This window comes from Bacillus coreaensis (assembly GCF_050586445.1).
GTDB lineage: Bacteria > Bacillota > Bacilli > Bacillales > Cytobacillaceae > Robertmurraya_A > Robertmurraya_A coreaensis.
Genome location: NZ_JBOCCY010000007.1, coordinates 78023 through 103500, shown reverse-complemented (window position 1 = coordinate 103500; position 25478 = coordinate 78023). Strand labels below are relative to the sequence as shown.

Annotated in this window: 25 protein-coding genes; 5 read left to right on the top strand and 20 right to left on the bottom strand. The window is 38.1% G+C overall.

All coding sequences use genetic code 11. From position 1 onward, the window contains the following. Positions 1–161: 161 nt before the first annotated feature. On the bottom strand, positions 162–359 hold the full coding sequence (locus ACQ5H4_RS12880) for a hypothetical protein (RefSeq protein ID WP_430775328.1): 198 nt from the start codon (positions 357–359) through the stop codon (positions 162–164). Next, positions 356–682 (bottom strand): hypothetical protein, encoded by a 327-nt coding sequence (locus ACQ5H4_RS12875; RefSeq protein ID WP_430775326.1) that lies wholly within the window; start codon positions 680–682, stop codon positions 356–358. Before ACQ5H4_RS12875 ends, ACQ5H4_RS12880 begins: the two co-directional genes overlap by 4 nt. A gap of 120 nt (positions 683–802) precedes the next feature. Here ACQ5H4_RS12875 and ACQ5H4_RS12870 point away from each other — a divergent pair, with 120 nt between their 5' ends. Next, positions 803–2470 carry a ribonuclease J gene (locus ACQ5H4_RS12870; protein WP_430775324.1) on the top strand — a complete coding sequence of 556 codons (1668 nt, stop codon included), beginning with the start codon at positions 803–805 and terminating at the stop codon, positions 2468–2470. Between the two features lie 53 nt (positions 2471–2523). On the opposite strand, the gene ACQ5H4_RS12865 is transcribed toward ACQ5H4_RS12870, so the two are convergent. Next, positions 2524–2871 carry a DUF805 domain-containing protein gene (locus tag ACQ5H4_RS12865; RefSeq protein ID WP_430775323.1) on the bottom strand — a complete coding sequence of 116 codons (348 nt, stop codon included), beginning with the start codon at positions 2869–2871 and terminating at the stop codon, positions 2524–2526. A gap of 169 nt (positions 2872–3040) precedes the next feature. On the opposite strand from ACQ5H4_RS12865, the gene ACQ5H4_RS12860 reads away from it, so the two are divergent. Beyond that, on the top strand, positions 3041–3358 hold the full coding sequence (locus ACQ5H4_RS12860) for a hypothetical protein (protein ID WP_430775322.1): 318 nt from the start codon (positions 3041–3043) through the stop codon (positions 3356–3358). 258 nt (positions 3359–3616) lie between these two features. Here the strand turns inward: ACQ5H4_RS12860 and ACQ5H4_RS12855 are convergent, their stop codons facing one another. Further along, positions 3617–5047, bottom strand: a complete 1431-nt coding sequence (locus tag ACQ5H4_RS12855; RefSeq protein ID WP_430775320.1) for a 6-phospho-beta-glucosidase — start codon at positions 5045–5047, stop codon at positions 3617–3619. Between the two features lie 228 nt (positions 5048–5275). Between ACQ5H4_RS12855 and ACQ5H4_RS12850 the strand changes: the two genes are divergently transcribed. After that, positions 5276–6154 (top strand): MurR/RpiR family transcriptional regulator, encoded by an 879-nt coding sequence (locus tag ACQ5H4_RS12850; RefSeq protein WP_430775319.1) that lies wholly within the window; start codon positions 5276–5278, stop codon positions 6152–6154. A gap of 43 nt (positions 6155–6197) precedes the next feature. Here ACQ5H4_RS12850 and ACQ5H4_RS12845 read toward each other — a convergent pair whose 3' ends face one another. The 11 genes from ACQ5H4_RS12845 to ACQ5H4_RS12795 all read right to left on the bottom strand — a co-directional run bounded on the left by ACQ5H4_RS12845 (position 6198) and on the right by ACQ5H4_RS12795 (position 20486). Continuing rightward, positions 6198–7691, bottom strand: coding sequence for a UxaA family hydrolase (locus ACQ5H4_RS12845; protein ID WP_430775317.1), 1494 nt, complete (start codon positions 7689–7691; stop codon positions 6198–6200). A gap of 12 nt (positions 7692–7703) precedes the next feature. Beyond that, on the bottom strand, positions 7704–9170 hold the full coding sequence (locus tag ACQ5H4_RS12840) for a tagaturonate reductase (RefSeq protein ID WP_430775316.1): 1467 nt from the start codon (positions 9168–9170) through the stop codon (positions 7704–7706). Between the two features lie 59 nt (positions 9171–9229). Next, complete coding sequence (locus tag ACQ5H4_RS12835; protein ID WP_430775315.1) at positions 9230–10228, bottom strand: LacI family DNA-binding transcriptional regulator; 999 nt, start codon at positions 10226–10228, stop codon at positions 9230–9232. 22 nt (positions 10229–10250) lie between these two features. Then, complete coding sequence (gene uxaC, locus ACQ5H4_RS12830; protein WP_430775314.1) at positions 10251–11675, bottom strand: glucuronate isomerase; 1425 nt, start codon at positions 11673–11675, stop codon at positions 10251–10253. A gap of 136 nt (positions 11676–11811) precedes the next feature. Next, positions 11812–13020, bottom strand: a complete 1209-nt coding sequence (gene ilvA, locus ACQ5H4_RS12825; RefSeq protein WP_430775503.1) for a threonine ammonia-lyase — start codon at positions 13018–13020, stop codon at positions 11812–11814. 601 nt (positions 13021–13621) lie between these two features. Further along, complete coding sequence (locus ACQ5H4_RS12820) at positions 13622–15124, bottom strand: malate:quinone oxidoreductase (protein ID WP_430775313.1); 1503 nt, start codon at positions 15122–15124, stop codon at positions 13622–13624. Positions 15125–15487: 363 nt separating this feature from the next. Continuing rightward, entirely contained in the window at positions 15488–16651 is a 1164-nt protein-coding gene (locus tag ACQ5H4_RS12815; RefSeq protein WP_430775312.1) for an FAD-dependent oxidoreductase, read from the bottom strand. A 45-nt stretch (positions 16652–16696) separates the two neighbouring features. Beyond that, positions 16697–17461, bottom strand: a complete 765-nt coding sequence (locus tag ACQ5H4_RS12810) for a cyclase family protein (RefSeq protein WP_430775311.1) — start codon at positions 17459–17461, stop codon at positions 16697–16699. 19 nt (positions 17462–17480) lie between these two features. Further along, on the bottom strand, positions 17481–18389 hold the full coding sequence (locus tag ACQ5H4_RS12805; RefSeq protein ID WP_430775310.1) for a fumarylacetoacetate hydrolase family protein: 909 nt from the start codon (positions 18387–18389) through the stop codon (positions 17481–17483). Between the two features lie 14 nt (positions 18390–18403). Continuing rightward, positions 18404–19510 carry an alpha/beta hydrolase family protein gene (locus ACQ5H4_RS12800; protein WP_430775309.1) on the bottom strand — a complete coding sequence of 369 codons (1107 nt, stop codon included), beginning with the start codon at positions 19508–19510 and terminating at the stop codon, positions 18404–18406. Positions 19511–19538: 28 nt separating this feature from the next. After that, a complete protein-coding gene (locus ACQ5H4_RS12795; RefSeq protein WP_430775308.1) occupies positions 19539–20486 on the bottom strand; it encodes a VOC family protein in 948 nt (315 codons plus the stop codon). 313 nt (positions 20487–20799) lie between these two features. Here ACQ5H4_RS12795 and ACQ5H4_RS12790 point away from each other — a divergent pair, with 313 nt between their 5' ends. Both ACQ5H4_RS12790 and ACQ5H4_RS12785 read left to right on the top strand, forming a co-directional pair. Beyond that, a complete protein-coding gene (locus ACQ5H4_RS12790; protein WP_430775307.1) occupies positions 20800–21363 on the top strand; it encodes a CBO0543 family protein in 564 nt (187 codons plus the stop codon). Between the two features lie 38 nt (positions 21364–21401). Then, positions 21402–21740: a DUF3889 domain-containing protein gene (locus tag ACQ5H4_RS12785; protein ID WP_430775306.1), complete on the top strand. Its 339-nt coding sequence runs from the start codon at positions 21402–21404 to the stop codon at positions 21738–21740. Between the two features lie 75 nt (positions 21741–21815). Here the strand turns inward: ACQ5H4_RS12785 and ACQ5H4_RS12780 are convergent, their stop codons facing one another. From ACQ5H4_RS12780 to ACQ5H4_RS12760, 5 genes are all read right to left on the bottom strand, one after another. Next, positions 21816–22373, bottom strand: a complete 558-nt coding sequence (locus ACQ5H4_RS12780) for a hypothetical protein (RefSeq protein WP_391560366.1) — start codon at positions 22371–22373, stop codon at positions 21816–21818. Further along, positions 22373–23005, bottom strand: a complete 633-nt coding sequence (locus ACQ5H4_RS12775; RefSeq protein ID WP_430775305.1) for an SCO family protein — start codon at positions 23003–23005, stop codon at positions 22373–22375. Before ACQ5H4_RS12775 ends, ACQ5H4_RS12780 begins: the two co-directional genes overlap by 1 nt. Before the next feature lie 74 nt (positions 23006–23079). Beyond that, positions 23080–24774: a cbb3-type cytochrome c oxidase subunit I gene (locus tag ACQ5H4_RS12770; RefSeq protein ID WP_430775304.1), complete on the bottom strand. Its 1695-nt coding sequence runs from the start codon at positions 24772–24774 to the stop codon at positions 23080–23082. A 19-nt stretch (positions 24775–24793) separates the two neighbouring features. Then, entirely contained in the window at positions 24794–25255 is a 462-nt protein-coding gene (locus ACQ5H4_RS12765) for a cytochrome c oxidase subunit II (protein ID WP_430775303.1), read from the bottom strand. A 13-nt stretch (positions 25256–25268) separates the two neighbouring features. After that, the gene (locus tag ACQ5H4_RS12760; RefSeq protein WP_430775302.1) at positions 25269–25409 is read right to left on the bottom strand and encodes a hypothetical protein; all 141 of its coding nucleotides are present in this window, start codon (positions 25407–25409) and stop codon (positions 25269–25271) included. Positions 25410–25478 lie beyond the last annotated feature (69 nt).

Sequence of the window (25478 nt, the reverse complement as noted above, 5' to 3'; positions counted from 1 at the left end):
GTGATGCTTGAACAAATAAGTAGATAGGATAGTTCTTATATATTCTTTTCTAGTCTGCTGTTGGGATTGGTGTGGAATACATAGGAATTCTTACAGGTATTTTCATACATCGTATAGGAAAAGAGATCAAATAACTGGTATTTGGATTGATCTCCCACATCTTAAAAGTCAATCGGTTCAATTGCTATTGTATGATCAAATATAAGTCCAATGACTACCCCATATAACAGGTTCACAACTGTAACAGAAGATGAAAATTTTTTAGGAAGAATAAAGAAAAGGGTAAATCCTAAGCTGATAATGATTAACACAGTCCACTCATTCCAATTAATTGCGTCATCATATATAATATTAGTCATGTTGTTTTTCCACCATCAAGTCTTGCCGTTATACGAGCAGTTAAAAGGGTTATTCCTATTAATGATCCAATACAAAGTATTTCATAGTAAATGGTCCAACCTGTGTATTGAATAATATTTAATGCTCGTAACACCTGCGAACCAGCCAATAGTAGGAAAAATGTAAGAATGGTTATTCCCCATTTCCCCCTCTTTTCCTTTGTTGTGTAATAGACATTAACAAAAATTAATAAAATTACACTCATCGTTATATCTCGATACACGACCAACGCTAACCAATTGCTATAAGAAATAATTGGCTTAATTAGACTAAACGTTGACATGTTTAACGTCAGCTTATGTAAGAGACACTCACTCGCGAACTTCTCTTTGAATGATAATAATAACCCACCTATATATGGGAACACTATTCCTAAACTATATTGGTAAAAGGAGGTTTTCATATGAATCAAAATAAACTATCCATTTTTGCTCTTGGTGGAGTAAATGAAATTGGTAAGAATATGTATGTAGTTCAATATGGAGATGACATGATCGTCATTGATTGTGGAGGGAAATTCCCTGATGAAAGTTTATTAGGAATTGACTTAATCATCCCTGATACATCTTATTTAGAGGAAAACAAAGAAAAAATCCGCGCCCTAATTGTTACACACGGGCATGAAGATCATATTGGTGGAATTCCTTATTTTCTCAAAAAACTTAATGTTCCTATTTACGCAACACGTTTTACGTTAGGGTTAATTGAATTGAAGTTAGACGAACACCGTTTAACTGGTGATACCAAACTTGTCGAGGTCCACGCGGAATCAGAGCTTACTTTTGGAGAAGTCGGAGTTTCCTTTTTTAAAGTTAGTCATAGTATTCCCGATTGTCTTGGAATTGTTCTCCATACTCCTGAGGGAAATGTGGTACATACTGGTGACTTCAAATTCGATTTAACTCCTGCCAACCACCAGCATTCTGACATACACAAAATGGCCGAGATCGGTAAAAAAGGTGTACTCGTATTAATTTCCGAAAGTACAAATGCTGAGCGAAAAGGATTAACTCCTTCTGAAGAAATGGTAGGAAATCATATGGACGAGGCTTTTCTGCGTGCAGATGGAAAAATCTTCGTCTCTACCTTCGCCTCCAATGTAAATCGTGTTCAACAAGTGGTGGATGCAGCTATTAAAACGAATCGAAAACTCGCCTTAGTTGGACGCAGTATGATAAATGTCGTACAAGTAGCAATGGAACGGGGCTATGTTAATATTCCTGAAGGTATGATTATTGACGCAAGATCGGCAAACGAATTGGCTCCGGAAAAAGTAGCTGTTCTTTGTACCGGTAGCCAAGGTGAACCAATGGCTGCCCTCTCCCGATTATCTACTGGAAATTACAGAGATATGGTGATCTATCCTGGGGATACTGTTATATTAGCTGCTTCTCCCATTCCAGGTAACGAAAAGGATGTCTCGCGTATTATTGATAATCTGTTCCAACTCGGTGCTAAGGTGATTTATGGGTCTGGAAGCACAACCGGTATGCACGTTTCAGGACATGGTTATCAAGAGGACCTTAAACTCATGCTTACATTAATGAAGCCTACTTATTTTGTCCCTATTCATGGGGAATACCGAATGCTCCACCATCATCGATTATTAGCAGAGTCTGTTGGTGTAGAAAAAGGAAACACCTTTATTATTAAAAATGGTGATGTTGTTGATGTTGAAAATGGAATGGCTGTTCAAACTCGTAGCATCCCTAACGGGGACACATATGTCGATGGAGTCAGTGTGGGAGATGTAGGAGAAATTGTCCTAAGAGATCGAAGACAACTGTCTGAGGACGGAATGGTCGTTATTGTCATTACCCTAAGTAAAGCGGATCGAAAAATTATCCAAGGTCCGGATACGATCACAAGAGGTTTTGTATATGTGAAGGATTCCGAAGATTTAATTAGAGAAATTAATCGGTTGACAAAAAAGACGGTTAATGATTTACAAGCAGAAAACGTTCGACAGTGGAATGTTATGAAACAAAATATCAAAAAATCAGTTGGTCATTACTTGTTTACTCAAACAAAGAGAAAACCGATGATTTTGCCGGTTATTATAGAAATTTAAGTACATTAGAAAATAAAAACTAACCACCTATTTAATATAGGTGGTTACACTTGTTAGTAGCCCTTTGGATTGGGTCCATATTTATTTTCACCTGGTTGGCTGTCAAATACTGCAAATACTAGAATCACAATTAATCCGATTAGAGGGATAAAGGAGAGCAACATCCACCACCCTGTCCTTCCTATATCATGCAGGCGGCGTACACTAACCGCTAGTGAAGGTAGCAAAACAGCTAATCCGTATAACCCGGAAAGTATTCCTCCCATACCGAGCATCATTTCAATCATTGAGAACAACATGGTAAAGAGAAAATTAAACAGGAAAAACATCCAGTACTCTTTTCTCCTAGCTCTTCCTTGAAACCCAACGTAATTTTTTAAAACTTTCATATACGATTGCATTTTTTTGACCCTCCAAGAATGAAGTGTGCTGAACAAGTATAGATTATATTGCACAATCTTTATTAGAGTTATTCACCCTTGCATTTACAGGAATGTTAGACTATTCAAAAACCTTCTTCCATAAATCTGAATATATATATCCTAAGGGGAAATTCAGGGAGGGAAAAAGGTGGATGTTCGGTATTTAAGCGCTTTAGGCTTTGGAATTGGCGGGTTAATTGTAGGACTGTCAGGTGACTATTTCATCTTTGCGATCTTTTTTATGGGGTTAATCGGTAGTGCTATGCTAAGTATTCCCACACAGAGTTTCAAATTTACGATTCTTACTTCCTTATTAGGAGCCTTTGGTTTTGTTATAGGATTTACCAATATTTCGAGACCCATTTTCGAGAATATCCCAACTGCACTTATTACTCTTATCGCTGCTGCTGTCGCTGGAATTCTGTTAGGTCACGCAGCCTTGTTATCAAGAAGAATCAGAAAGTAAATTTCTATTTTAACTAAAAACTGACCTTGGTCTTATACCAAAGTCAGTTTTCTCATTTATTATGGCTGTTTTCGTAAAGTTTGTTGTTTTGTAAAAAGCCCTAATGCCGGCTTTTTACCCGTATATTCAATCTTACTCTTTAAATATAGAGCCCCTGTTTTCTAAAACGTTCAATGAACTTATGACTTTTTAGAAAATAAGTGTTTTATTTCAATAAAGTAGTGCTAAAAGCAACAATGTTTTAGAAAACAGCCTTTATTATAGCTCTTTACCGTTCGTTGCAATGACATTTTTATACCAGTCAAAAGATTTCTTCTTGGATCTTTCTAGAGTTCCGTTCCCTTCGTTGTCTTTGTCAACATAGATAAATCCGTAGCGCTTTTTCATTTCACCTGTTGTAAAAGATACACAATCAATACAACCCCATGGAGTGTAACCCATTAACTCAACTCCATCTAATTCGATGGCTTTCTCCATTTCTTTTATATGTGATCGTAGGTAGTCAATACGATAGTCATCATTTACACTTCCATCTTCTTCCTTCACATCAATAGCACCGAAGCCATTTTCAACGATAAATAATGGAAGTTCGTATCTTTCCCATAATTGATTTAGAGAATATCTTAAACCAACTGGGTCAATTTGCCAACCCCAATCAGATGCTTTAACAAATGGATTCTTCACACTTGAGCTAGAGCCGACTACATTAATTTCATCCACTTGATTGACTCCGCTTTTTACTGCGTCAGACATGTAGTAGCTAAATCCAATATAATCAACAGTACCTTCTGCTAGGATTTGGGCATCTTCAGGTTCCATCTTAATGCTGTACCCTTTTCTTTGCCACTCTTTTAATGCGTACGTACCGTAATGGCCTCTTGCATGAACATCGGCAAAGAACCAGCGATCATGCATGGATTCTACTTGAAGCATCATATCATCTGGGTGGCAAGAATATGGATAAATCGGTACCATAGCAATCATGCAACCAATTTGAAAGTCTGGATTAATTTTGCGACCTTCTTTTACAACTAATGCACTAGCCACGAGCTCATGATGTACCGCTTGGTACATGACTTCTTCTCTACTCTCGCCTTCCTTAAATTGAAGACCGGAACATGTCCAAGCGAACAATGGATTTGCTGTATTTTTTTGGTTATTGATTTCGTTAAAGGTCATCCAGTACTTCACTTTGTTTTTGTAACGTTCCATCACTGTTTTCGAATAGTGTACAAAGAATTCAATCACTTTACGGTTACGCCAACCACCATATTCCTTCACTAGATGATAAGGCATTTCAAAGTGACTTAACGTAATGACAGGTTCAATGCCATGTTTTAATAACTCATCAAACATATCATCATAAAATTGTAAGCCTTCTTCGTTTGGCTCTACTTCGTCACCTTTAGGAAATATACGTGTCCAAGCAATACTTGTTCGGAAGCATTTGAAACCCATTTCTGCAAATAGTGCAATATCTTCTTTATAATTGCCGTGGAAATCAATGGCTTCATGGTTAGGATAAAACTTTCCTTCTAAAACTCCATCCGTAATTTGTCTAGGGACACCGTGTGCACCTGCAGTCATTACGTCAGCCACACTCGGACCTTTTCCACCTTTATTCCAGCCACCTTCTACTTGATGTGCAGCAACTGCCCCGCCCCATAAAAAGTTCTCTTGAAATGCCATGATCTGTTCCTCCGTTTACTATTAAAATCACTCCGCTTATCATGCCCGAAACTAAACAGCCTATAAGCTTTATGTTTATTTCATTCACTAACTTATAGTGATATAGTATAGGAAGAATATTGATAGTGAAAGACTTTCCATGCAGATTAGAATGGCATTCTATTTTTATCTACCTTTTTTAATCAAATAATGAAATACCTTTTTAAAAAGGAGTAAAGTAATTACATTATGATCATCTCAAATAAGCTTGAATCAATGGACTCTTTATCAAAGTCCGAAGAAGTACTGGCGACATATATATTAAAAGAAAAGGAAAATATCCAGCATTTATCAACAAAGGATTTAGCTCAAGCTACCTTTACTTCCCCTTCCACTGTCGTTCGTTTGTCACAAAAATTAGGATTTAGCGGCTGGAATGAGTTAAAAGAGAAATATCTTGAGGAAATCCACTATTTAAACCAGCATTTTTCAAATATTGATCCAAATTTCCCTTTTGAACCAGAAGATAGCTTTATGAGCATCGCTTCAAAAATTGGTCATTTAGCAACCGAAACGATTGACGATACTTTGGCACTTTTAAAAAATGAGGAATTACGGAAAGCGACGGAGCTTCTAGCTAAAGCTGACATCATTAATATATATGGAATAAGCAATTCCCTGTTAGTGGCATATGACTTCAAGCACAAAATGCTTCGTATTAATCGTCATGTGGAATTAATGAATGTTCCTGAAGAGCAAATATTTGTAGCAAACAATTCTACCCCTAGAAACACAGCGATTTTAATCTCGTATTCTGGTGAATCGGACGAGGTTATTAAAATTGCAAAGGTATTGAAGGACAGAAAAACACCTATTATTTCATTAACGAGTCTTAGCGAAAACAGTCTAAAAAACTATTCAGATTGTACGTTATACATTTCTACCCGTGAAAAACTATATTCAAAAATTGGCTACTATTCAACCAATAACTCCATTCACTTGATTTTGGATATCCTTTATTCTTGTATTTTCAAAATGAACTATCACGAAAATCTAGAATACAAAACGAAAATTGCCAAGAATACAGAAGAAAGAGTGGTTAGCAGTATCGTTTTAGAAGAAAACTAAAAAGCCTGCTTTAGTGAACATCCGTTAAAGCAGGCTCCTATATTTACAAAGTAACTCCACTTTTAAAAATGGAAATCTCCCTGAAATCATTCTTCTCGTTATTAACCCATTCCCCACTAGCCACTTCGATCATATAGCTAACAAAATCTTGTAGTACCTGTTCAGCTGCTACGTCTTCATCTAGAAGTATTCCTGCATTAAAGTCGATCCAGTGGGGTTTGGTTTCATAGATTTGAGTATTCGTAGATATTTTCATCGTTGGAACAAAGGTACCAAATGGAGTCCCTCTTCCAGTTGTAAATAAAACCATATGACAGCCTGCAGCAGCTAATGCTGTTGAAGCAATCAAATCATTTCCAGGTGCACTTAGAAGATTTAACCCATTAACTCTAAGTACCTCCCCATACTTCAATACATCAACAACTGTAGAGGTTCCTGCTTTCTGAGTACAACCAAGAGATTTATCCTCAAGTGTCGTGATGCCACCCGCCTTATTCCCTGGGGAAGGATTTTCATAGACCGGTTGGTTATGGGCAAGAAAATATCCTTTAAAATCGTTGATTAAATGAACAACCTTATGAAAAACGTCTTCATTTTCAGCCCGTTCCATTAATATTTTCTCTGCACCGAACATTTCTGGCACTTCGGTTAATACGGTTGTACCTCCTTGTGCGATAAGATAATCAGATAACCTTCCTAAAAGTGGGTTTGCGGTAATACCAGAGAATCCATCAGAACCTCCGCATTTCAAGCCAATTTTCAATTCTGATAGTGGTACATCAACTCTATGATCCTGTCTTGCAGCTTCATAGATTTCCATAACGAGCTTTAACCCTTCTTCAATTTCATCCGTCACAGCCTGTGAAACGAGAAATTTCACCCGATGTTCATTAATTTCTCCAAGCGATTTTTTAAATTCAGGAAGCTCATTATTTTCACAACCAAGCCCTAATACAAGGATTCCCCCTGCATTTGGATGATTAACTGCATTTAAAAGGATCTGTTTAGTATTTTCGTGATCATCTCCAAGCTGTGAACATCCATAGCTATGCTTTAAAACTAGTACATTATCAAATGGATTTTCTGTACCAACTTGTTTTTCAAAACGCTTGATAATCTTTTCAGCAATTCCATTTACACATCCTACGGTCGGCACAATCCAAAGCTCATTACGAATCCCAACTGTTCCGTTCTCTCTTTTATACCCTTTAAAGGTACGGTTTTCGTTCCCATACGGATTTACCGTCTGATTCGGAACATACTCGTAGTCCTCTGTCCCTAATAAATTGGTTCGAGTATTATGGGTATGAACAAGTTCACCCTCGCAAATGGGTGACAGAGCATGACCGATTGGGTAACCATATTTAACGATATTCTCTTGTTCTTGGATATCTCTAAGAGCGATTTTATGTCCTCGATAAATCTCTTCTTTTACAGTAATTGATATCTCATCTACTAAAAGCTCTTCACCAGCTTTTATGTTTTGTAAAGCTAGTATGATATTGTCGTTCTCATGTATTTTTAACACTTTCTTCATTGATTCCCCTCCTCACTTACATACTTTTTCATTCAACACTCTTAACGTGTTCAGTACTCCGTTTTCTTCTATTTGCAAAAGGTGATTAGCTACCACCTGGGCAAGATTCGGAAATACAGCGAGATTCCTTCCCCATAATTGATCATTACACAACACTTCTTCTGTCAGTTGATGTAAGGTGACTATCTTCTCCTCATACCGTTTCCAGACCTCATAAAAAAATTGCAGTGTCTCTGACTGGTCGTGAAGGTCAATATTTTCCATTCCCCTTTTCCCTCGATAAAAGTAAATGAGCGTACTTAATGAAAACACCATCCTTTTTGGCAATTCATGTTGATGATTCATATAATCTAGTAATGTTGGAATATTTCTTGTATGAAACTTTGAAATGGAGTTTAAAGAAATACTCATCAGATAATGCTTAATATAGGGATTGGCAAATCGGCTGAGTACTTCCTCAGCATACAATGAAAGCTCTTTTTCCTCGCCTTCAAGAGTAGGGATAATTTCCTCGGTAATCATTTCTTTCAAAAATACACCAACCTCAGGATCATTGACAGCATCTTCAACCGTTTCGAGATGAGATAAATAAGCAACAGGTGTCATGGCCGTATGCGCACCGTTTAGTATTCTTACCTTTCTTGTGCGATATGGTGTCAAATCATCCACGACTATAGTATTCAAACCTGTATCCTTTACCGGCAGCTCATCATAAAGAGATTGCGGACCCTCAATGACCCAAAGATGATACTGCTCACCAACAACCATTAATTCATCAATAAACCCAAGTTCCTTTGTTTTCTCTTCAATGGTGTCACTTGGATATCCTGGTACAATTCGGTCAACAAGACTTGAGCAAAACGTATTTGCTTGATGAATCCACTGAATAAACTCATCATTCAAATTCCAAAGCTTAGCATATTTCAAGACTAATTCTTTCAAAACCTTTCCATTATTTTCAATCAGTTCACAAGGGATAATGATGCATCCTCGGTTTACATCACCTGAAAACGCTTTGAATCGATAGTATAAAAACGACGTCAATTTCGCAGGAAAACTTTTCTGTGGTCGATCGTCCAACCGATCTTCCGGCTGAAAAGCAACCCCAGCCTCGGTTGTGTTGCTCACAATAAATCGAAGCTCTTCGCTAGCTGCTAATTTGACGTACTCATTATAATCAGTAAACAGATTAATCCCTCTACTGATGGAATCTATCACCTGAAATTCATTTACAGGACGTCCCTCTTTCATGCCCTGTAAATATAAAGTGTATAATCCATCCTGACGATTCAGTCTCTCAATTTTATCGAACCCTCTCGGTTGTATAACGACTGCACTTCCATTAAAGTCACCCTTCTCGTTTAAAACTTGAATTTGCCAGTCTACGAATCCTCTTAGAAAATTTCCTTCACCAAATTGAAGAACTCTTTCTGGATATGATTTGGACTCAGGATAGCTGCTTCGATTTAACCTTTGCAATAAAACTCCCTCCTTTTACCAATGCACACGTTAACATTTTTTCTTAAAACTACCGGATGCTATAACAGCATCCTAACGGAGTCCCTAACAATTAGCTCTGTTTTCATAAAGGTTCTCTCAACTTCCTCCTCTTTTCTCCCAATAAGTGAAAGAAGTCTCTCAACACCAACCCTACTAATCTCTTCTACCGGCCGCTTCACTGTGGTCAACCGTGGCGTTGTATATTGAGAAAAACCACTATCATCAAAGCCTACAATGGATATGTCGTTCGGTACACTTAACCCTCGAGCAAAAACCGTATTCATAGCACCAATAGCCGTATCGTCATTCGAACAAAACACAGCAGTGGGCGGAGATGTAAGGGAAAGCAATTGTTCCATCGCTTGAGATCCACTTTCCATATCATAATTCCCTTGTATACTGTATTGCTTTTTAATCGGTATCCCAGCTTCCATTAACGCTTGAAGATAGCCTTCCTTCCGCATGTGTGAAGATTTAAAACTTGGTGTTCCCTCAATAATGGCAATGTCGTGATGGCCATTTGTGATTAAGTACTCCACAGCCATACGAGCTCCTTCTGTGTCATTACTTAACACATTGGGTATACTAGTCTCTTCTACTTCTCTGTTAAGAACCACTAAAGGAATTTCTTTTTGCAGCACATGATAGATAAAGGAATTGTCTGAAACACTCTGACTCATCAAAATAATGCCGTCAAATCTTTGTGAATTGATACTTGTATAGTCTGCGTAATCATCAATTCCTCGTATGAATAAATTGTACTCATTCGTTATCATACTGTTAACGCCCTTGATCGTATCAGCGAGAAAGCTAGACGACGTTCCGTTACTAATGCTTGTTAAAAACAGACCAATCGTATGTGATTTTTGCATGACTAAACTTTTCGCATTCACGTTGGGTGAGTAGTTGAGCTGGGAGGCAATTTCAAGTATCTTTCGTTTCGTTGGCTCTTTAATTAATGGACTATTATTCAATGCTCTCGAAACAGTTGTATGCGATACGTTCGCCAATCTAGCAATATCTTTAATCGTAATCATATTGACCTTCCTTTTTGTATCATTAAAAAGCTTTCACTTCTACCTCCTGAAAAGCAAAGTAAGCTTCTGCATTGTTGTAGCAGATTCCCTGCACAATTCCTCCTAATAATTCCATATCACGGGGAATCTCTCCGTTTTCGACCCACTCACCAATTAAATTACAGACGAGTCTTCGGAAGTATTCATGCCTTGTATAGGATAGAAAACTTCTCGAATCTGTTAGCATCCCGATAAAACGACTAAATAACCCCATATTAGATAAAGCCTTCATTTGATCCAGCATACCATCCTTTGTATCATTGAACCACCACGCCGTCCCAAATTGAATTTTCCCAGGTATCTTTCCATCTTGAAAACTGTTTATGATACTTGCAATTACATGATTATCGCCAGGATTTAAAGAGTAAAGAATGGTTTTCGGTAGCTTATCATGACGATCTAATTCATCTAGGATTTTCACTAATGGCTTAGCAATTTGATCGTCGTTAATGGAATCATAACCTGTATCCGGTCCAAGCGAACTCATCATTCTCGTGTTATTATTACGGTTTGCATTGATATGAAACTGCATGGCCCAATCTAGGTCTGCATAAAGTTTCCCAAAAAACAGGAGCGTAAAGGTTTTGAATTTCTTTTCCTCTTCCAAAGAGATCTGACTTCCTGCTACTCTTTTGGCAAAAACCTGGGCGACCTCTTCAAAAGTAGCTTCCTCATATACCATAGAATCTAACGCATGGTCGGACACTCTACATCCCACTGTTTGAAAGAACTGAACTCTAGACTCAAGTGCAGCTAGATAATCCTCATAGTTTTCAATATCAATACTAGAAACTTCAGAAAGCTTAGCCACCCAATCTAAAAAACCTTCTCGCTGAATTTCCAAGCCCTTGTCAGGACGGAATCCCGGAACGACACTCACAGGAAAATCCTTTTTTTCCTTTAACAAAACATGATATTCTAACGTATCGACTGGATCATCTGTCGTACAAATCACTCTTACCTTAGACTTAACGATTAACTCTCTAACACGATAATCTTCTTTGTTCAGCAATGTGTTTACTTTTTCCCATATAATAGTTGCACTCTGCTCATTTAAAATGTCATAAATTCCGAAAAATCGTTGAAGCTCTAAATGAGTCCAATTATATAACGGATTCCCGATCGTCATGGGTACAGTTTTTGCCCACGCTAGAAATTTCTCATAGTCCGATTTATCACCGGTTATATACTCCTCAGCAATTCCATTGGCCCTCATTGCTCTCCACTTATAATGATCACCGTACAGCCAAGCTTCAGTAATATTTTTGAACTGCTTATTTTCATAGATTTCCTTTGGATTTAAGTGACAATGGTAGTCGATGATTGGCATCTCTTTGGCATAATCATGAAATAACGTAACAGCTGTATCATTTTTCAATAAAAAATTACTTCCCATAAACTTTTCCATAGGTTCACATCCTCTTTTTGTTAACGTTAACATTTTCTGTTGACCAATTCAATAACAAAATCATAACCATTGTTTATTTTCTTTAGAATCCAATAAAAAACCAACCAAATAATTGGCTGGTAACCTAAAAACATTCCTAAGATTCCATCGTTACTTGAATCTCTTTCTCTTTTAAAACACTAAACAGCTCTTCGATATGCTCATTATTTTTTGTTTCAACCGATAGATCGAGTTGTGCGTAGCCAGGATAGATATTCTTCCCCATATGATGGAGATGAACATCTTGAATATTGGCATCTAATTCCGTTACCGAGCTGACGACCCGTTGAAGCTCTCCAGGCTTATCCTTTAAAATGATAGATAGGTTCGCGTACCTTCCTGACTCAACAAGTCCACGTTCAATGATCCTAGATATAAAATGAACATTGACATTACCGCCACTTAAAACAGATGCCACCTTCTTATTTGATATATTTATTTTTTTATACAATAATGCGGCAAGAGAACTAGCCCCTGACCCCTCGACAAGTAATTTATTTCTTTCTAAAAGCATGAGCATCGTCCGTGCAATTTCCATTTCATCTACACAGACAATATCGTCTACATATTTTTTCACAATTTCGAAATTGCTCTCTCCCGGTTTTTGTACAGCAATTCCATCTGCCATTGTTGGTGCGGATTTTACGGCAACGGGCTTCTGTTCCATTAATGATTGTTTCATACTAGGACATGCTATCGTTTGAACACCATATACAGCAATGTTTGGATTTTTTTCCTTCACAGCCATAGCGACACCAGCAATAAGCCCCCCACCGCCAACTGGACAAATAACCGCCTCTACTTCAGGAAGTTGATCAAGAATCTCTAATCCCACTGTTCCTTGACCTGTGATTATTGACTCATCATCAAAGGCGTGAATAAATGTCGCACCTCTTTTTTTGTTCAGCTCTAAAGCGTGAGCAAGGGCTTCATCAAACACATCCCCCTCTAATATTACCTCTGCTCCGTATTGCCTTGTTGCAAGAACTTTACTGAGCGGTGCCCCCTTTGGCATTACAATCGTACATCGAATCCCAAGCATTTGACTTGAATAGGCAACACCTTGAGCGTGGTTACCAGCAGAAGCAGCTACTACTCCTTTTTTTAATTCTTCTACAGATAAAGAGATTAGCTTATTGTAAGAGCCCCTCACCTTAAAGGATCCAGTCTTTTGAAGATTCTCTAACTTTAAGTACACTTCGTTTTGAGCAAGGTCACTAAACGTTTTGGAATAATCCAAAGGAGTTTCATGTACAACGCCTTTCATCTTCTCCCGGGCAATAATGATGTTATCTAGGTTCACTATAACTCCTCCTAGGTCCTATTATTTATTAGTAGGATGTGCATCATTATTGGAAATATGTAGTGACTACCAGCTCATTAAACTTCCTTCACATATTCTTATTAGAAAGTATTAGATTATATTATAATTAATTTATTTTTCACTAAAATTAGTCTATAATAAGGGTAGATCATCCAGATATTAAAAATAAGCATGTGCTTTGAACACACGCTTACCTTTAACAATGCATAATCGCAGAATGTGCGATTGGCGATCAAAATACGGTTCTTTACAAGGTAAAGCCCACCTGTTCCGGCCAAAGATACAGGGTGGGTTTTACTTTTTTATTTTATCAATTAAAAGTACGATTAGAGTTACCAATGCTAATACAAACATTGCTGAATCTAAATCCACGCTTGTCACCTCCCATAAGGAAGGCTCAACCGCCCCACCCTGCAACTATGCTATTGTCTTCTCTATTATACCATACCGAACATACGTTTTCTTTCTGTGTTGTAAAATTTTTGTAGGTCCATTTATTCAAATTAATAAGAGATATCTACCTTCCACTATTAAAAAAAGAACCCCCTATCAAGAATAGATTAGGGGTTCAGTATATTTTTTATTAACTAAAAACAGGTTCTTTCTCGGTTAGACCTAGTGTTTCTGCTGTTGAGTGATGAATTCTTCTTAATAGGTCAGGGTTTTCCATTAGTGACAGGCCATAAGAAGGGATCATTTCTTTAATTTTCGGTTCCCATTCATTTATATGTTGTGGGAAGCACTTTTTGATGATCTCTAGCATGACGTGAACGGCCGTTGATGCACCCGGAGAAGCTCCTAGTAATGCTGCAATGGAACCATCATCAGCAGTAATCACTTCTGTACCAAATTGGAGCGTTCCTTTGCCTCCATCTTCTGTGTCCTTTATCACTTGCACACGTTGGCCTGCTACTACTAAATCCCAATCTTCGCTCTTAGCATTCGGGATAAACTCACGTAACTCTTCCATACGTTGTTCCTTTGATAACATCACTTGTTGAATCAGGTACTTTGTCAAAGACATTTCTTTTGCCCCTGCAGCCAACATCGTTAAGAGATTATCCGGCTTTACAGAAGTTACTAAATCAAATACAGAACCTGTTTTTAAAAACTTAGGTGAGAAGCCAGCAAACGGACCAAATAATAGGGATTTTTTATTGTCAATAAATCTAGTATCTAAATGCGGTACAGACATTGGCGGAGCCCCAACCTTCGCTTTTCCGTATACTTTTGCATGATGTTGCTCTACAATAGTTGGATTTTTACAGACCATAAAAATTCCACTTACAGGGAAACCTCCAATATGTTTGCCTTCAGGAATACCGGATTTTTGAAGTAAATGGAGGCTTCCTCCTCCTCCTCCAATAAAGACAAATTTAGCTGTATGATGTTCAACCGTACCACTTTCAAGATTCCGAACTTTTAATTCCCACAATCCATCGTTTGTACGTTTAATATCAAGCACACTATGGTTATGGTTTATTTGCACATCTTTACTCTCTAAATGGGTAAACAACATGCGTGTTAACGCACCAAAATTGACATCCGTTCCAGAGTCGATTTTTGTAGCAGCTATAGGCTCTTTGGTTGAGCGGTCTTGCATGATTAAAGGAATCCACTCCATTAATTTTTGGGGATCCTCGGAAAACTCCATTCCTTTAAATAATGGATTTTTTGTCAGCGCATCAAAGCGCTTTTTTAAAAACTCAATATTTTGTTCTCCTTGAACCAAACTCATATGAGGCAGTGGCATGATAAAATCCTGAGGATTATTTATCAACCTGTTGTTTACAAGATAAGACCAAAACTGCATTGAAATCTGAAACTGTTCATTAATTTTTATCGCTTTACTAATATCTACAGATCCATCCGGTTTTTCCACCGTATAGTTCAGCTCGCACAGAGCGGCATGTCCTGTACCCGCATTATTCCATTCGTTCGAGCTTTCCTCTCCTGTTTTCGAGAGCTTTTCAAACACTGTAATTTTCCATTCTGGTACTAATTCTTTCAGAAGTGTTCCCAACGTAGCGCTCATGATTCCGGCACCAATTAAGAAAACGTCTGATGTAGTTTCTCTTTTTCTCATTTTTACCTTCCTTATCTATATCCTAAATTCGCAGAAAGGATGTGAGCGCTACTTATGAACACACCTATTCTGTCTAATTTCTAATCCTATTATAGTCTATTATAATGAATTATAGATTAAAATATCTAGTATTATCTGATAATTATAAATTATTTCAAGCAAAAAAAATGAGAACTCGTTCCCCTAAAGCCTTTCATCACGCAAAAATCCAGCTTAATTTTGCTTCTTTCAATATAGTTAATTCGCATACTTATACAGGAAAGAAATAGTTAATATTTGAACATATCATTATTTCAAGATACTGGTTATAAAAGGACAACAGCATTAAAAATAAGCCTTCGCATATTTGCAAAGGCTTACTTTTTAACCGATAGGACGATTTATTTCTGTTAAAAAGGGTTCATTCATCTTCATCAAGGTTTCGTTAACGAAGGCACCAATTCTTCCACCGTCATTCATTTTTCCACTCCAGGTAAGTAATTCCCACTCCACCAATTGATTGGAATGATCAACAATTAATTTACATCGGTCATAACGTTTTTCCATAAAGACTCTTAAGGTCTCTTCAATATCTAAATCATGCTTTAAAATATCTGCTAACACAATCACATCTTCAATCGCAATAGAAGCCCCCTGCCCAAGATGCGGAGCTGTCCCATGTGCAGCATCCCCAACAAGGACAACGTTTCCTTTATACCATGGTCCTTCAACAAAGTGACTAAAAATAGGACGGTAAACTACAAGTGATGGATCAACTATCATGTTTCTTGCTTCCGCTATAACCCCACCAAATTCATTAAGTCTTTCCTGAAGTAGGACATGTAATTGGTCGTTCGGAAGTCTTGGATTATCGGGTTCATGAGTCGTGACTAGAAGATACATTTCATCATCAGACATGGGAACCAAACCTGCTTTGGCTTTTTGACCATAATAAAATAACCCTTTGTCTACTTCTTTAGGTCTAGGAAGTGTATATCTCCAAACTCCCTGACCACTGTATTGCTGAGTTATTTCTCCAAACAACAATTGCCGGACCTTCGAGTTACTCCCATCCGAACCTATTACCAGATCATAGGTTGCTGTTATTCCATTGCTCAATTCAACTGCAACACCTTCTGCCTGGTTGTCCAGATGACTAACCGTAGTTCCCATATAAATTTTTGTTCCAATTTCTTGAACAGCTTCAATCAACATATGATGTAATTTTTTTCTAGAAATCCCGTTAACTCCAGGATATCCCTCAATGGTTGGCGATGGTCCATAGAACATGAAGTGCCCTGAACCAGTATAGTAATCAAACCCAGAATAAGACGTTCCTTGTTCCATGCAAGCTTCTGCTAATCCAATTTCATTCAGCGCCCTTAGAGCATTGGGCGGTTGAATAATACCAACACCGTATACATCCCATTCTATCTGTTTTTCAGCTATTTCAGCCTCAATACCAATTTTATGAAGCGCAATGGCAGCAGCTAACCCGCTTATTCCACCTCCAACTATAAGTACTTTTTTTACATATTGATTTGTCATAGCTAAGGACCTCCTCAATATTTATTTAGTAACTTTTTTTCACCTTCATTTCGTTTCATCAATAATCGCTACCGCCCTAGTCCACCCAGCACTAGCTCCTTTAATTTTCACCGGGAAAACTGACACTTTAAAACCAAAGGATGGGAGCAGATCTAAGTTTGCTAGTTTTTCAATTTGACAATATTCTTTTTCCTTACCTGCGAAATGGGCTGCCCATAACACCCCAGGGCGTGGGTTGTTCAGATAATCAGCAGCCTGAATGGATAAAGGAGTGTCCCAACCCCATCCGTCTGTCCCCATTACCTTTATTCCTTGTTCAATCAACCAAAGAGTGGCCTCAGCCGTTACCCCAACATGAATTTCGCTGTAGGAAGGTTCATATCTTTTTTTATCTGCATCACAACGAATCATTACAATATCATAAGCCTTTAACTGATAGTCTATTTCCTTAAGCTTTTCTTGTAAATCTGCAACTGTTACTGCATATCCAGCTGGTTTATCTGTGAAGTTAAGGACCACTCCATCATTAAAAAACCATTCAAGTGGCATTTCATCAATGGTACGGGCCGGTTTCCCTTCTGAAGTGGGCCAGTAATGCCAAGGGGCATCCACATGAGTACCAGCATGACTTGTTAGAGAAAGGAACTCCCCAGCCAATCCCATCCTCTCAGGAAAATCCTCTGGAGTAACACCCACTAGTTTGGCACCGAACTCTGCTCCTTCCTCATGTGTTTCGTAACGAATGGAAAAAGGAAGAGGATCCTTTAAATCCTCTTCAATTGATACACTCAGGTCCACTATTCTCCTCATAAGCTCCCCCTTACCATATTCAAATGATTTTGTTTGTAAGAGAACCAAGGCCAGTAATTTCGAGTTCTACCTCATCACCAGGTTCCAGCCAGCGATGGACCTCTGTACCAAGCTCCATCAGGCATCCAAATCCAACTGTACCTGAACCAATAATATCTCCAGGGTAAAGAGTCACATCCTCGGAAGCTCGCTCAATCATATCGCCAAAGGTATAATAAATATCTTTAAAATTTCCTTTAGATAGAACTTCCCCATTCACCTTTGCCGTCATCTCTAAATCAAAACGTTGCCCCACTCGGTATGGTTCAAGTTCGTCTATTGTTACAATGTAGGGACCAATGGATGTGGCAAAGTCCTTCCCTTTTGCAGGTCCTAATAACACTTTCATTTCTTTCATTTGTATATCTCTTGCAGACCAGTCATTTAAAATGGTATAGCCAAAAATATAATCTTCCGCCTCGCTCGCTTTTATATTTTTCCCTTCTTTACCAATCACACAAGCAAGCTCAAGTTCATAGTCGAGGCGTACACATTTTGAAGGTCGTTTCACTTCTTCCTTTGGACCCTTCATGGCATTTGGATTAGAAAAGTAGAAGATCGGCATTTCATACCATTCCGTTGCCACCGTATTACCCGAACGCTTGGTTGCATTCTTCACATGTGTTTCAAAGGCAACAAAGTCTCGAAAACTAGTTGGATTTGGAAGTGGTGCTTTTAGCTGTATATTTTTCAGATTAATAGAAGGGATATCTTTTGTCTCTAGTAATGATTGAACAACCGGAATATATTGGGAATGATTTTTAAGGAAATCCGCCATGGTTTCTGGAAGTTCACCATTAGAGGCAAGATGAAGATCAATCACAGAGTCATTCATTAGAATGCCTGCCCTTTGTTGTTGTTCTGTATTGGTAAATGTAACAAATTTCATTCCTTTCCTCCTAACTATTTTGCTAGTTGCTCCTTCAGCCAGTCATACATTTCGTACGTTTCTGTAATATTGTCCACCTGACAATGGGATGAGCCTGTACTACTTGCTGGAATGATTTTTAACCAGCGAGGGCATGTTAGATCATTAAATACATTATGAGCATTATCAACGGTATTTTGTCGATCATCCTCCCCGTGCACGATATATGTTGGCATCTGAATTTTCTCGGCTACTCCCCTTAGGTTGTAGTGTTGAAGCTTTGCTCTTGCGGCAGGCATATCTTCTACGCCAAATATGTGTTGTAGAATTTTCGCTAATGGGTGATGATCTGGTCGTTTTTCCCAGACATCATTATAGTCATACACCGCTCCCCAAATCGCGCATGCTTTAAATCTCGGTTCAAACGCTGCACATCTTGCGGCCATGTAACCTCCCATAGAGACCGCCATAATACCAATTCGATTGGGGTCTACATCCAGGTTTTCCACGGCCCATTCATATGCTGCGGTTCCTGCAAGATTATAGTCATGTCGAGAATGAATATGGTGAAGACGAAGTGCTCCTCCTTGCCCAGGTCCATCTACTGCTAACAGGGAAATTCCTCTTTCATTCAAAAATTGACCTGGTCCATAATAGAGCTCTTCAGCGGTTGAATCCAGACCCCCGAACATAATCATTAATGGGCCTCTCTTCTGTCCAGGTGCTTCGAAAAAATATCCTGGAAGTACAGCATGTTCAAATGGAATATTAATCGCTTTTGGGGGATTTGGTAATAACTCCCCTCCCTTTCGGAATGAATCGACGGCTTTTAAATAGGTTGGTAGTTTTCTATTATCATCCGGCTGCAGGAAAAATTCAGAACAACGATAATAGTTTGCTGCACGCAAATAACCTGATCGAGCTGTTTCCTTATATCCTTTATCCATCGCGTCATTTGCTATTGTTAATGACTTATTTCCCAGTCTCAACCATTCTTGATGGAAGCTTTCAAAATCTCCTACCTTCATTCGGCTAGCGGCTTCAAGTATTTCATTTACCTCTCCGCCACCAAAATAGGATTGGCTAATCATTCTTACCACTTGGTAAGACCACATATAATTATCTGGAAAAAAGTGCCACATTTTTAAATCATCCCCCTGACTTTTGCTTTTACTTAATAATTTTCCCCGTTGCATCCCACGGCATTTCTCTTCCCCAAGCATCGTTTGGGTTCTCTGAAAGACTCCATCTATATGGACCAAAATCAGGCGCAAACACGAGATGTGCTCCTGCATATAATTCAAATCTGTTGCCACCCGGCTCATCTACATAAAAGAAAAAACCTTCTGCAAGTGCATGTCGAGTTGGTCCACCCATCGCTAAGTTGTATCCGTTTTCAATAATATGATCTGCAGCTAATAATACCTCTTCTCTACTTTCCACTGCATAACAAACATGATTAAATCCACCTGGTTTTCCCGTATGAGATTTCAAGAATGCTATATCATGAGAAAGATTAGTAACAGAAAGCCACGCACCAATTTCTGGACTTGCAGGTTCGTTTGCATCCAGGAAAATTCCTTCATTATAACGAAATCCAAGATTTTGATAAAATTCACGATCCTTTGTGACATCGTTGCTGTGTAGAGTAATATGATCGATACGACGTGGTGAAATTCCTCGACCGGGATTCTTTTGTGGGCGATTTTTCCACTTACTTTTTAATACCGTAGGTACTTCGTATATCTCCACATCCCAAAAAATCTCTTCTAAATGTCCATCTGGAGAAGTGAATTGGTAGGCTCGGCCATGACCAAGATCTCCCTCAATCCACCCTTTTCCAAGTCCCATCTTCTCAATATGAGCCGCCGCTTCCTCAAGAGCGGCAGGACTATCAGCACGCCATCCGATATGTCCTAATCCAGGTTCTTCACCTGCTGTAATTTTTAAACTGTGGTGATAATGTTCTCCCCATGCCCGGAAATACACGGAGGATTCCGTCCGGTCAGATACCTCTAGACCAATAATATTTTTAAAGAAATCAGCTGACTCCTCTAGTTTCGGACTAATTAATTCAACATGAGCCAAATGTGAAAAATAATGTGGATTTTTGTACATAACTTCCCCTCCAAAAAACGTAATAGTTTTTTCAATCCACTAAGTAGTGGGTTATTTATCCTTATTATAGAGGGGTTCAATTTTGAAAACGTTTACTTTTTTATCTTAATTTATATGATTTTTTGTCTTTTTCAAAAAATTCATATAAATAACTTTTTTTACTATCACAATTGTTAGAGGTCAATGGATCATAATCAATTTAATGGGTTCGTCATAATGGGAAAGAATTAAAGGGTCACGTAAAATACCCCTACATAATTTACTACAGAATGGAAAAAAATATATTATTACTTCTTTCGGGAGATGTTAGGGCATGGCATTTGAGAATGGGCTCGATCAATCAGAAAAAGCTTATAACGATTTTACTGAGATCAGTTCTTTATTTGCAAAAATTGTATCGGAAGAATTTATCTCTACTTGGCAATGGTGGCTTGGTATCGCCCTATTTATTATTCCATGGATTGCTTGGTTTGCTTTCAGGAAGAAAGATAGTACTGGCCGCCTGCTTTTAGGTGGTTTGATAACGATCATATTGTCACTAACAATTGATCTTGCTGCTTTATCTTTAGGCCTCTGGTCATATCCAATGGTCATCCTCCCATTAGCACCTTTTTTATTCTTACCCTACCACTTCTCTTTAGCGCCTGTTGGTATTATGTTTGCACTGCAAATAAAACCAAAAATGAATCCACTATTAAAGGGTGTTCTTTTCTCATCCCTTGCTGCTTTTGGGGGAATGAATTTCTTTGATGCAATTGATTTCTATAACCCTAAAAGTTGGTCGACTTTGTATGATTTTATTATTTTTCTCACACTTTACTTTACGGCTTTTTGGCTTACAAAGATGGATAGTTATAATAAGTTAGAAAACAAATGAAAATTTCTGCATCTCGCATAACAAAGGAGGTTTTGGTCATGAAATTTATACTATCCGTTCATTTGCTATTTGGCTTAATCTGGTTTGGAGAATATCCACTCCTTGAAACTAATGATGTGACTTTTGCACAACAACAAGCTCCTCCTTATGCCAAATGGGGTCAGATAGCTATGAAGAAAACAAAAGAAAAATACCCCGAAGCTAATATTATTGATTATCTTCACATCAGCAGAGAAAAAGGCACAAAATACTCAACAGAAAAATTTAAACTTTGGTTAAAAACAGACAGTAAAGAATTCGGTGTATTTGTTGATATTACTTTCGATAATAAAACCGAACAAATTAAAGATATTAAATATAGGGAAACAACTAGGTAATTTTTATTATTTGAAATGATGTAAAAGCAACTAAGCCCAACAAATATTGTTGGGCTTTTTAGTATTTTTTTCGGTTTACTCATAGTCAGAAGGGTCTATCATAAACACATAAATTAGGTAGAATAACAGGCAAAGAGCAGTGGTTATAAATCCCCATCCGAGGGTGAGTTGGTCAATTAATAGATAGTTGTTGCACAATTGACTTGGCCACCAAATATACAGGGCTCCCATCCCAAAGTATTTAATCATAAAAATGACAATTACCACATTCCTTCCAAAGGAGCTAAGTTTGCTCCAGCTGTCTCTTAGTGGAATTCCTGCTAGAAATGGCAAGCTAATAAATTTAAATACTTCAACACTTTGTACGGTTAGTGCTTCGTCCATTGTTCGAGGGATCGTCCAATAGATAATTATGATCAAAAATAAGGTGATTCCAGGGATTCCATTACTATTCCATTTTTCAAAGAAAAGCGGAAATCTTTGTTGAAAGAGTTTACCCATTAAGAAGCCAGCTATAACAAGGAAAGGCATTTGCATGTGCATATGTGTAATCATTATGGATTCTACTAAGTTAGCTACCGGAGGAATCATGAGAAATATATATAACAACAAGCCATATATGAAGGATGTCATTACTTATCCCCCTTTTCACTTTCAATCAAAGTGGCAATTTGATCAGCAGTTTCCTCAATTTTTGTATAATCCATTACCTCACTTAATCTCCCTGTTTTATCTACTAAATAGAAGGCGGAATTATGTGTAAAGTTTCCGTTTCCGTCTGGTATAACAATGACACCAAATCGCTTCAGCAACAAATCTAATTCGTTCATATTCACGATTCTTGCCATTCTCCACGTGTCGCCATCACTACCAAAAGCCTTTCGATATGTTTCCAATCTATCTGGGTCATCTCTAGTGGGATCAAAACTAATACTCAGAAATAAGATGTCTTTTCCTACATATTGAGGAAGTCTCTCATAGAGTTCAGCCATATTTTTTTCTAACTGAGGACAAACAGTTCCACAAGAAGTATACAGAAAGGTAATTAATACATATTTATTTTCGAATTCGGAAAGGGAATACGTTCGCCCTTTGCTGTCCTCCAATGTTACTTGTGGAAAGAGAGGCTTTTCCTCCTTTAGCTCATTTAATCTGGCTGTTTCTGCAGTAAATGCTTTAAATCCATCTGTACCGACGTAAAACAAAACCAATCCAAACAAAATTACCACGATATATGAGATAGTAGTATGTCGGTTTTTTAGCACGGAGATCACATCCATATCCTAAGCTGAGCTTAAATAGATAGCTCACACCTTCGAGCTATCTATTATCAAAATTGTTACCATGTTTTAAATGGTGGAGATCCTGGTGGTGCATTAACGATCATATCTGTTAACGGCAATACATAGGCCATAGCAACAACGATTAGCATGATAATTACCCAAACACCCCAGCGCTCGGTTAAATATGGTGTTGGAGATTCTCCTGCTTCAACCTCGGCTATAGGGAACTCTGTTTCCCCTTTTGGAGCAAAGAACATCATATTAAATATGGCGTATACTTGAATGATGACAGCAATCAATAAAAACGTTGCGCCAATTCCAATCATCATCATATACGGGTCCCAAGCTTGGGCTGCAGCATGCTCGCCATATGTGGTATATGATGTTCTTCGTGGAGAGCCTAACAACCCAACAATATGCATTGAAGCAGCCATGATGACCATTCCAATGGTCCAAATAATGGTTTGTACCACTCCAATTCTATTCATCTGTGGAGTCAAAACACGTTTTGAAACGAAAGGAACTAACCAATAGCTAATACCGAAAAATGTCATCACTACTGTCATTCCAAGAGTTAAATGAAAATGACCTACGATCCACATCGTATTATGAACAACTTGATTTAATTGGTTCGTGCTTTGAACGATCCCTCCTGCTCCAGCAGGGGCGAACGCTGCCATGGCAATGAAAGGAGATAGAAAGCGCACATCACCCCAAGGTAGTTTCTTCAACCAGCCTAAGGCTCCCTTTCCTCCTTTTCTTCTACCTGTCCGTTCGAAAACTCTAAACATCGCATACGCCGTCATTAAAGAAGGAAAACCAATAGCTAAACTCATAAATACGTGCATGAATTTAATCGGGAGTGAAATGCCTGGGTCAATAATTTGATGGTGAAATCCACCGGTAATATTCATAATAACCAAGGCAATGACCACTACACGTGTTAAATAATCATTAAATTGGGTGCCTCCAATAATCTTTGGCACAATGACATACCATGCAGAAACGGCTGTTAAATACCAAATATTTACCGCCGTATGTCCAAAAGCCCAGAACAGTGTACGTGCCACCATTACATTAATCGTATCCACCCATCCTAGTGACCATGGAATTATCATAAAAAGTACTTCGACCGCAACAAACGCCGTTGCACCAACTAATAAAACAAATACACCTGTAGCAAAGAAAGCAAGAATAGGAAGATGCTGTCCTTTATGAGTCTTTCTCCAGTGGGAAACATTCACAAAAGCTCCTGCCGAAAGCATCCATACCCCAAGTACAATAAAAACGAGTCCAAAATAAAATATGGGGTGAGCGGCCATAGGTGGATAGAATGTATACATAACAGACGCTTCATTCATTAAAATAGGAATGACAACTAATACAAAACCAAACATTTTCATCCAAAAACCAATCCAAGCCATTTTTCTCACTTTAGGAAGTAGTCCTCCTAATGTATGTGATAATCCTGCATAGAAATAGCCGATTGTAAAAAAGGCCGAAAGCACCACTACCAGTAATAGGCCATGAGCTGTAAGAATTTGATAATAATTTAGCCATACAGGTAGTTCCAACACACCCGCACGGTTCAGTCCTTGTAATAAACCAAGGAATCCGCCAAGTAATAATGCGATAAAAGCAACCAACAGATATGATTTGGTGATTCTTGCATCCTCTAAATGAACTCCAAGCACTTGATTGGCTTTATTAAAAACCGCCACTTTTTCCTTTGATGGTATTACTGTTTCCAATGTACGTCCCTCCTTTTGATTATTTCACGTTAATGGTCATGCTCATCATTTGATGACCAGCCCCACAATATTCATTACATAACACTAAATACTCTCCTGGTTGATCAAAAGTCTGAGTAATTTTCTGTATATGCCCTGGCATAACCATGGCATTGATATTTGTGTTTGCTACCTCAAATCCATGTACGACATCCTTTGAAGTTAGAATGAAGTGAACCTTTGAACCTGCAGGAACTTCAATCGAATTTGGAGTAAAGCTAAATATTTGCAACGTCATGACCACTTCATATTCGTTCTCACCGATTTTCTTTATTCCTGGTTCATTAAAAGGTACGGTTTGATCTACCTTCTGGGGATCGATCGTTTCCTGATGACTTGGTGGGCCCATCTCAAGTGCAAAGGTCTGGTAACCCGTGATTAACATAAATATCATAATCATGCCGAAACTTAGTGTCAGCCAAATTTTTTCATCCAAATGCATGTCTTTTCCCCCCCTATACTCGACTCATATAAAGTCCAAATAAAATAAAATAAGAAACAAGTATTACACCTGCAACCATCCCTACTGAAATCCATGTTCCAACCTTTGATGTTGATAAATTTCCCACTTGATTTTCAACCTTGTCTTTGCTCATATTGATTCCCCCTTAGTTTTCTTACTTCCATGATAATTTGAGAATGATAATCACTGTAGTGAACCAAAT

What these genes read in the sequence shown, in the direction of transcription:
- ACQ5H4_RS12855 (WP_430775320.1), bottom strand. Translation starts at nt 5,047, where the DNA reads ATGGCATTTCAAGAGAACTTTTTATGGGGCGGGGCAGTTGCTGCACAT.
- ACQ5H4_RS12785 (WP_430775306.1), top strand. Translation starts at nt 21,402, where the DNA reads ATGAAATTTATACTATCCGTTCATTTGCTATTTGGCTTAATCTGGTTT.
- ACQ5H4_RS12790 (WP_430775307.1), top strand. Translation starts at nt 20,800, where the DNA reads ATGGCATTTGAGAATGGGCTCGATCAATCAGAAAAAGCTTATAACGAT.
- ACQ5H4_RS12845 (WP_430775317.1), bottom strand. Translation starts at nt 7,691, where the DNA reads ATGAAGAAAGTGTTAAAAATACATGAGAACGACAATATCATACTAGCT.
- ACQ5H4_RS12835 (WP_430775315.1), bottom strand. Translation starts at nt 10,228, where the DNA reads ATGATTACGATTAAAGATATTGCTAGATTGGCGAACGTATCGCATACA.
- ACQ5H4_RS12760 (WP_430775302.1), bottom strand. Translation starts at nt 25,409, where the DNA reads ATGAGCAAAGACAAGGTTGAAAATCAAGTGGGAAATTTATCAACATCA.
- ACQ5H4_RS12780 (WP_391560366.1), bottom strand. Translation starts at nt 22,373, where the DNA reads ATGACATCCTTCATATATGGCTTGTTGTTATATATATTTCTCATGATT.
- ACQ5H4_RS12870 (WP_430775324.1), top strand. Translation starts at nt 803, where the DNA reads ATGAATCAAAATAAACTATCCATTTTTGCTCTTGGTGGAGTAAATGAA.
- ACQ5H4_RS12850 (WP_430775319.1), top strand. Translation starts at nt 5,276, where the DNA reads ATGATCATCTCAAATAAGCTTGAATCAATGGACTCTTTATCAAAGTCC.
- ACQ5H4_RS12810 (WP_430775311.1), bottom strand. Translation starts at nt 17,461, where the DNA reads ATGAGGAGAATAGTGGACCTGAGTGTATCAATTGAAGAGGATTTAAAG.
- ACQ5H4_RS12765 (WP_430775303.1), bottom strand. Translation starts at nt 25,255, where the DNA reads ATGCATTTGGATGAAAAAATTTGGCTGACACTAAGTTTCGGCATGATT.
- ACQ5H4_RS12805 (WP_430775310.1), bottom strand. Translation starts at nt 18,389, where the DNA reads ATGAAATTTGTTACATTTACCAATACAGAACAACAACAAAGGGCAGGC.
- ACQ5H4_RS12800 (WP_430775309.1), bottom strand. Translation starts at nt 19,510, where the DNA reads ATGTGGCACTTTTTTCCAGATAATTATATGTGGTCTTACCAAGTGGTA.
- ACQ5H4_RS12875 (WP_430775326.1), bottom strand. Translation starts at nt 682, where the DNA reads ATGTCAACGTTTAGTCTAATTAAGCCAATTATTTCTTATAGCAATTGG.
- ACQ5H4_RS12820 (WP_430775313.1), bottom strand. Translation starts at nt 15,124, where the DNA reads ATGAGAAAAAGAGAAACTACATCAGACGTTTTCTTAATTGGTGCCGGA.
- ACQ5H4_RS12880 (WP_430775328.1), bottom strand. Translation starts at nt 359, where the DNA reads ATGACTAATATTATATATGATGACGCAATTAATTGGAATGAGTGGACT.
- ACQ5H4_RS12815 (WP_430775312.1), bottom strand. Translation starts at nt 16,651, where the DNA reads ATGACAAATCAATATGTAAAAAAAGTACTTATAGTTGGAGGTGGAATA.
- ACQ5H4_RS12795 (WP_430775308.1), bottom strand. Translation starts at nt 20,486, where the DNA reads ATGTACAAAAATCCACATTATTTTTCACATTTGGCTCATGTTGAATTA.
- uxaC (WP_430775314.1), bottom strand. Translation starts at nt 11,675, where the DNA reads ATGGAAAAGTTTATGGGAAGTAATTTTTTATTGAAAAATGATACAGCT.
- ACQ5H4_RS12865 (WP_430775323.1), bottom strand. Translation starts at nt 2,871, where the DNA reads ATGCAATCGTATATGAAAGTTTTAAAAAATTACGTTGGGTTTCAAGGA.